Origin of the sequence: Azospirillum melinis (genome assembly GCF_013340935.1) — a bacterium.
Taxonomy (GTDB): Bacteria; Pseudomonadota; Alphaproteobacteria; order Azospirillales; family Azospirillaceae; genus Azospirillum; species Azospirillum melinis.
This window is the reverse complement of the sequence record NZ_WHOS01000120.1, coordinates 1-5,781: the sequence shown is the minus strand read 5'-3', so window position 1 is coordinate 5,781 and position 5,781 is coordinate 1. Positions and strand designations below refer to the sequence as shown.

The following is a 5,781-nucleotide window of genomic DNA, read 5'->3' as shown; positions in this document are numbered from 1 at the left end:
CCCGCCCCACATGCCGGCCAGCATCAGCTCGGTGTGCATGATGTGATCGCGCATGACGTGGAAGGGCAGGCCGGAGGCCAGCCAGGCATCCACTGCGGCCCGCTCCCGGCTGTTCAAACGGGAATCGGCGTCGCGGCACAGGAAATGGCTGACCGTCGGGTCGTCGGAGACGAGAAAGCGCCAGAACAGGCCTCGCACCGGTCCGCTGCCCGCTTCCATGGCGACCAGCTCCGCCCCCGCCGCGGCCAGCTCGCCGAGAACGGATGCCGGCACGGACTCGTCATGGTAGATGCGGCAAGTCCAGTCCGGATAGAACTCGGCCGCAAGCCGGACATTCTCCAGCGCGCCCTGCGTGTACAGGGATGCAGAGCCCCACAGGCTGAAACTGATGATCCGCCGCGTCCGGCTGTCCTGCGAAGCTGCGGGAACCGGCGCCATTCCGACGCCCTGCTGCCCCTTCCGTGCCGCTTTCGCTTTCCGCGTCAGGATGGCACAGGCTTCGCTTGCCGCCTCCGCCATCCGCCCGCAGTGGAAAAGCGTCGCGACGAGGTATTCCTGCGTATCCAGATGATCGGGGGCGAGGGTACCGGCACACCGGAAGGCGGTCGCCGCCTCCGCCATCCGCCCGGCGTTGCAGGCGGCGGCCCCGGAATTGTACCAGACGAGGTGCGAGGACGGAGACAGCGCCAGGACGGCGCGGTAAGCCGCCAGGGCGGCCTCCCAGTCCTGCCGGTCGAAGCGGGTATCCGCCAGCCCGGTGCGGATGCGGAGATCGCCGGGACGCAAACGCGATGCCTCCGCGAAGGCCGCCTCGGCAGCGGTCGGATCGCGGCCGTCCAGGCACCGTGTGCCGTGATCCAGCAGCAGCCCGGACAGCGGCTCGGCAGCCTGCGGCGCGCCCAGGGCATGCGCCCGGCGGTAGGCGTCCATCGCGGCCCCGGTGCGGCCGGCGGCACGCAGCAGATTGCCGTAATTGAGGAGATACTCCGCCGAGTCCGGCCGCCGGGCCACGGCTTCGGCGATCCGGGCCAGCCCTTCCTCCAGCCGTCCGGTCTGGCCCAGCAGGATACCGGACAGATGAAGCGCGTCCGGATATCCCGGCTCGGCCTCCAGCACACGGGCATAGAGGGTTTCCGCCTCGGCAAACCGTCCTGCGGCGTGCAGATCAAACGCCAGAAGAGTCGCTTCGGAGAGGGAGGCCATCGCCCCCTACATAACCGAGAACAGGCCCCCGATCCAAAACGAAATCCAAAGACGCCTTCCGCAGCGCGTCATTGGTCCTGAAGCGCGAAGCAGCCCTTCCCGACCGTCTTCAGGGCGGTGCAGGCCGCATCGGCCTTCGTCGCGGCAAAGCCGGTCAGCCGAGCCTTGTAGAGACCGCCGGAGCGGACGACCGCAGGGCTCGTGCCGGCGGCAAGGGCGCCCAGGCGCTTGGCCGTGGCGCGGGCGCTGCTCTGTGCGGCGGCATGGCTGGCGAAGGCGCCGACCTGGATGGACCAGGGACCATCGGTGGAAAGGCCGCCGGTGGATTTCGCAGCGGAGGGCTTCACCGCAGGGGCGCCCACGCTCACCGCCGTGCTGCGCTGGGCGATCGAGGCGCTGTTCTTGGTGATCAGCAGATCCGGCTGCACGGGTGCCGGCTTGGCCGGGCTGGTCGGGCGCTTGAAGCCGGCATCCAGCAGGTCGGCAACCCGGTCGTCGCGGGAGTTGGCGCTGTGCCCGCCCATCACCACCGCGATCAGGCGGCGGCCGTCCCGCACCGCCGAGGCGGCGAGGTTGAAGCCGGAGGCGGCGATGTAGCCGGTCTTGATGCCGTCCATGCCGGGGTAGCGCGCCATCAGGCGGTTGTGGCCATAGACCGTGTCGCCCTGCCAGTCGAAGCTGCGGCGCTGGAAATAGGCGTAATGGCGGGCGTGGCCGCGGATCAGCGCGCGGGACAGGATCGCCATGTCGCGCGCCGTCGTCCGCTGCAGCCGGTCGGGCAGGCCCGACGCGTTGCGGAAGACCGTGCGGCGCATGCCGATCGCCCGGGCACGGGCGGTCATCTTGGCGGCGAAGGCCGTCTCGCTGCCACCCAGCGCCTCGCCCAGCACCACCGCGACGTCGTTGGCCGAGCGGGTGACCAGCGCCAGGATCGCCTGCTCCACCGTGATGGTGCTGCCGGGGGCCAGCCACAGCCGCGACGGCGGCATCGACGCGGCATGCTGCGACACCACGAGGCTCTGGTCCAGCCGCAGCGTGCCGCGCTCCAGCGCCTCGAAGGTCAGCATCAGCGTCATCATCTTCGTCAGCGATGCCGGATAGGTCAGGGTGTCGGCATTGCGCCCCTGCAGGACCGTGCCGCTGCCGGCGTCCATCAGGATCTCCGCGGCGACCGGCCCGGAGGTCTTTTTTGCCGAGCGCTTGGCCAAGGCCGGCAGGGGCGTCAGCAGGACCGCGACCAGAACCGTGAGAACGGTCAGGGAGAGCAGCAGCGTCGAGACGCGGGCGAGCGGGTGCATCGTCTCAGGTCTCCCTAGAGGCCGGGGGAAAGGCGGGGCAGGATGGGACAGGGCAGCGGGCGTCATCCGCCGGCCGGGCCGTCGGAAGGGCTGTCGGAAAGGCCGTCGGACAGGAGCTTCCGCACCATGGCGCGGAAGGCGTCGACCGCCACAGGCTTGGCCAGCATGCGCATGTTGTGCCCAAGCCCATCCTCGCCGTCGCCGTGCCTGTCGTCCAGGGCTTGAAAGGCATAGCCGGTCAGGAACAGGACCTTCAGATCGGGATAGTGCGCCTGCGCCGCCTCCGCCAGCTGGCGGCCGTTCAGGCCGGGCAGTCCGACATCGGTCACCAGCAGGTCGACCGGCGGATTCGCCCCGGCCTCCCCCTTGGCGCCCGCTTGGGCATTTGTCAGTTGGGCAAGCGCCGAGGTGCCGTCGGCGGCTTCCAGCGTGGTGTAGCCATCGCCCTCCAGCACCTCCACCAGCAGCATGCGGACCAGTTCCTCGTCCTCCACCACCAGCACGGTGCCCCGGCCGGTCCGGCCGGGCGGCAGCGCAGGCACGGCGGCGGGCTCCGCCTGCCCGGTGCAAGCGGCGGCGGCATGATCGCGCGGCAGGTGGAGATGCACCGCGGTGCCGCGGCCGACCGCGCTGTCGATGCGGACGAAGCCCCCGGATTGGCGGGCGAAGCCATAGAGCTGGCTCAGCCCCAGGCCGGTGCCCTGGCCGATCGGCTTGGTGGTGAAGAAGGGTTCGAAAACGCGGGCCAGCACGTCGGGCGGCATGCCGGTCCCGCTGTCGCGCACGGTCAGCACGGCATAGTCGCCGGCCTCCACCCCGGGATCGTTGACGAGGTCGGCCGGGGCGAAAGCGGCGTTGGCGGTTTCCACCGTCACGCATCCGCCGTCCGCCATGGCGTCGCGGGCGTTGATCACCAGGTTCAGCAGGGCGCTTTCGATCTGGTTCACGTCGGCATGGACCGGCCACAGCGGCTCCCCCAGCCGCCGCTCCAGCCGGATCTGCTCGCCCACCGAGCGGCCCAGCAGGTCCCACAGCCCGGCCACCAGCGCGTTCAAATCGACGCGCTCCGGCCTCAGCGGCTGGCGCCGGGCGAAGGCCAGCAGGCGACGGGTCAGGGTGGCGGCCCGGTCCACCGCGGCGCGGGCGGTGGCGGTGAAGGGGGCGATGTCGCTGCGCCCGGCCGACAGCCGCTGGTCGATCAGTTCCAGGCTGCTGCTGATCGCCTGCAGCAGGTTGTTGAAGTCGTGGGCGACGCCGCCGGTCAGCTGGCCGACCGCCTCCATCTTCTGCGCCTGGGCCAGGGCCTCGCGCGCCTCATCCAGCGCCTGCTGGGCCTTGCGGCGCTCGGTGATGTCGCGGGTGATCTTGGCGAAACCGCGCAAGATCCCGGTCTCGTCACGGATGGGGTCGATGACGACGCTGGCCCAGAAGCGGGTGCCGTCCTTGCGCAGGCGCCAGCCCTCCGCCTCGAACCTGCCCTCCGACAGGGCGGTGGCGAGTGCGCGCTGCGGCATGTCGGCGGCGCGGTCCTCCGGCGTGTAGAAGCTGGAGAAATGCCGGCCGATGATCTCGTCGGCGGCATAGCCCTTCATCCGGGCCGCCCCCGCATTCCAGCTGCGGACGACGCCGGCGGGATCGAGCATGAAGATCGCATAGTCGACCACGCTCTGGACCAGCAGGCGGAACTGCCGTTCGCCGGAGATGGGCTCCCAGGCGGGCTCGACACGTTCGTCCTTCATAACAACGACTTTCCGGAACACGGGGGGAGTGAGACACGGGAAGTCCGATGATTCCCGTTCGATGCCGACGGGGTCAATAACCCAATGCGAATAGTCGGGTATTATTCCGCCGTATTACGCGAGATGTTCCGGGATTGATCCGGCGCGATTTGAAAGCGGAGAAATTCGCGGTGGAATTTACAGTCAGTGAGAAAAAATGGCCGAAAGGAGAAAGGGGCGGGGCGGCGGACCGCCCCGCGAGATCCCTTTGGTCCAGGCTCAGCGCGGGGCCAGCACCATGACCATCATGCGGCCTTCGACCCGGGGCATCTGCTCGACCTTGGCGATGTCCTGGAGCTGGTCACGCACGCGGACGAGCACGTTCAGACCGAGATCCTGGTGCGCCATCTCGCGACCGCGGAAGCGCATGGTCATCTTGACCTTGTCGCCTTCCTCGATGAAGCGGACAGCGGAACGCATCTTCACGTCATAATCGTGATCGTCGATGTTCGGCCGAAGCTTGATTTCCTTCAGCTCGATGATCTTCTGCTTCTTCCGCGCCTCGTTGGCCTTCTTCTGCTCCTCGAAACGGAACTTGCCGTAATCGAGGATCTTGCAGACAGGCGGATCCGCCTGGGGCGCCACTTCGACGAGGTCGAGGTCGGCATCCGCGGCGGCTTCCAGCGCTTGGCGGAGCGGCACCACGCCGACCATCTCGCCGTCGGCGCCGACGAGGCGGACCATACGGGCGGTGATTTCACGGTTGAGGCGCGGGCCTTCGCGGACGGGGTCCGCGTCGTAGAGCTTGGCTATGGTGATCTCCTATCGTCGTGGATGGGTAGAAAGGGACGAGCCCGGGCCGACAGGATCAGCCCAGGATGTCGAGCACAATCTGCCGCAGTTCGCCCCGGGTCAAGCCGGACGGCTCAGGCTTGGAGCGAAAATCGGGCTTTTTGCTCTCAGCTGCGGCGAATTGGCCAGCGGAGAGGCGGGTAGAGGCCAGATGGACCGGCGCAAGCGCGGGCTGGACGGCAAAATGGCGGGCGGTCTGCGAAAGGGCGGAAACGATCGGGGTCGTCATGAAAATCCTCCAGGCCGGATGGGCGGACCGATGGATTTCGGTGCCGGCCGGCTCTTGTTCGTGTGTGGCGTCGTGAAACGGGAGCCGCGGCGGCGCAACACCGCCGCAGGAGGCTCCGATAAAGCAAAACAGGCCCCGGCATGGGCATGTTCCAGACGGCCGGCGCCCCCACGAAGGCTCTCTCCCGCCGGGGCGGGAAAGATGGGGGGCGGCACAGCCCGAGCGGTTCTGCCCAGACGGTCTTCGGCCAGTCTCCAGATGGGGAGCGGGGTGGGATTTTCAAGCCGTTCCGCACCGGTTCCTGGTCTTGCCGCCGGTCCCGCAGGGAACGTGGGAAGCCCTTGATGGTTTCGTCTCCACCGGGCCTGACGATCGGGACGGGCGGGCGAAGGAGAGTGGCGATGCGGTGGCAGGGCGGACGGGAAAGCGAGAATGTCGAGGACCGCCGCGGACAGGGAGGCCTGGGTGGCGGGCTTGGGGG

The 5,781-nt window shown here is 68.8% G+C and carries 5 protein-coding genes; all 5 read right to left on the bottom strand.

The annotated features are described in order from the left end of the window. The coding region (locus GBZ48_RS35455) for a tetratricopeptide repeat protein (RefSeq protein WP_174475311.1) at positions 1-1,203 on the bottom strand (1,203 nt) is incomplete at its 3' end. A 68-nt stretch (positions 1,204-1,271) separates the two neighbouring features. After that, positions 1,272-2,501: a D-alanyl-D-alanine carboxypeptidase family protein gene (locus tag GBZ48_RS35450; RefSeq protein WP_174475310.1), complete on the bottom strand. Its 1,230-nt coding sequence runs from the start codon at positions 2,499-2,501 to the stop codon at positions 1,272-1,274. 62 nt (positions 2,502-2,563) lie between these two features. Beyond that, positions 2,564-4,240: a PAS domain S-box protein gene (locus GBZ48_RS35445; protein ID WP_174475309.1), complete on the bottom strand. Its 1,677-nt coding sequence runs from the start codon at positions 4,238-4,240 to the stop codon at positions 2,564-2,566. Between the two features lie 258 nt (positions 4,241-4,498). After that, entirely contained in the window at positions 4,499-5,032 is a 534-nt protein-coding gene (infC, locus tag GBZ48_RS35440) for a translation initiation factor IF-3 (protein ID WP_085085354.1), read from the bottom strand. Positions 5,033-5,087: 55 nt separating this feature from the next. Continuing rightward, positions 5,088-5,300, bottom strand: a complete 213-nt coding sequence (locus GBZ48_RS35435; protein WP_174475308.1) for a hypothetical protein — start codon at positions 5,298-5,300, stop codon at positions 5,088-5,090. Positions 5,301-5,781 lie beyond the last annotated feature (481 nt).

Coding starts and splice junctions, on each gene's coding strand:
- GBZ48_RS35450 (WP_174475310.1), bottom strand. CDS start 2,501: ATGCACCCGCTCGCCCGCGTCTCGACGCTGCTGCTCTCCCTGACCGTT.
- GBZ48_RS35445 (WP_174475309.1), bottom strand. CDS start 4,240: ATGAAGGACGAACGTGTCGAGCCCGCCTGGGAGCCCATCTCCGGCGAA.
- GBZ48_RS35435 (WP_174475308.1), bottom strand. CDS start 5,300: ATGACGACCCCGATCGTTTCCGCCCTTTCGCAGACCGCCCGCCATTTT.